1 pseudogene is annotated in these 762 nt (G+C 69.0%); it reads left to right on the plus strand.

The window, feature by feature from the left end:
• A pseudogene (locus tag ACOQFS_RS00060) lies at positions 1 to 383 on the plus strand (methyl-accepting chemotaxis protein); the annotation flags it as partial.
• Positions 384 to 762 lie beyond the last annotated feature (379 nt).

Here is a 762-nt window from a genome sequence, read left to right on the forward strand (position 1 = left end):
AAGCCGTGACGCAGATGGACCAGGCCACGCAGCAGAACGCGGCGCTGGTGGAGGAGATGGCAGCGGCGGCCAGCGCGCTGAACGCACAGGCGGGCGAGCTGGTGAATGCGGTGGCGGTGTTCAGGCTGGATGCTGCCCACACCACCCGCACTGCCCCAGCGGCAGCGCGCCCCGCGAGCGCGATGGCCCCAGCCCCTGCCCCGGCCCCGCGCGTGCCCGCGCCACCACGCACGCCCCTGGGCTACGGCGCCACCGCGCGCAAGCCCGCCGCCAAGCCTGTGGCCAGCTTGTCCCCTTCGGCCACCCCGCCCGCTGCCAAGGCAGCGGCGGCGCCCAAGCCCGCGGCCCCGGGGCAGGCGGAGGATGAGTGGGAGAGCTTCTGAGCGCTTCTGAGCGCTTCCGAGCTATAGAGGTTTGAATGAAATCAGTCTTCAGTGCTTTACTGGCAAGGGTTTAGTGCTATATATATGAGAGCGTGCCGTGATGGACCACGGCGGCTCCCCGCGGTGGGGCGCGGTGCGTCTTCCTCCGCTCCCCTCCATTGATCCGCTTTGGCAGAGCGCGGGGGCGCATTCATTGCGGCGAAGGTCGTCATCCTCAGGTCATCCAGGAGTCTGCGCGGCAGAAGGGGCATCGGCTGCAACGCACGACAAACCGGTCTCGCGCGGTACGACCGCCTGCGCCCCGGGGGGGGCCACCCTAGGCTTGTCGGTAGCACCCCGCGATCCTCGGTTTTCGCGCGTTTCGCTTCGATGCCTTCTA

This window comes from Paracidovorax sp. MALMAid1276 (assembly GCF_049198005.1).
Lineage (GTDB): Bacteria > Pseudomonadota > Gammaproteobacteria > Burkholderiales > Burkholderiaceae_C > Acidovorax.